General features: G+C 48.2%; 1 pseudogene. It reads left to right on the top strand.

Annotated elements, in window-relative coordinates:
- Nucleotides 1-87: 87 nt before the first annotated feature.
- Nucleotides 88-278: pseudogene (locus L9G74_RS22370) on the top strand (hypothetical protein); the annotation flags it as partial.

Below are 278 nucleotides of genomic sequence, written 5' to 3'. Positions count from 1 at the left end.
AGCGCAATTAAATGAGCAGCCAGTTTACTCAAATCGGCGAATTTGCAGCTAGTTAATCATAATATAACGTTGGCGTCAGGAATAAGTTTGTACAAAGAGGCGCGTTGGATCTTAGAGCATGACATCACCGATGCTGAACAGCTGAAACAGTTTGATGTGGCGGGTTATTACTATTCGGCGGAACAATTCGGCTTCGGTCAGGTGCCCATAACATCGGCGCAAATTTGGTGGTGGACGCGGCCAAGCCATTGCCAAAGCCGCCGGCTTAAAACAAGGCG

Origin of the sequence: Shewanella electrica, from assembly GCF_022321485.1 — a bacterium.
In the GTDB taxonomy this organism is placed as follows: domain Bacteria; phylum Pseudomonadota; class Gammaproteobacteria; order Enterobacterales; family Shewanellaceae; genus Shewanella; species Shewanella electrica.
The sequence above is the reverse complement of the archived record's forward strand: the minus strand, read 5'-3'. Positions and strand labels throughout refer to the sequence as shown.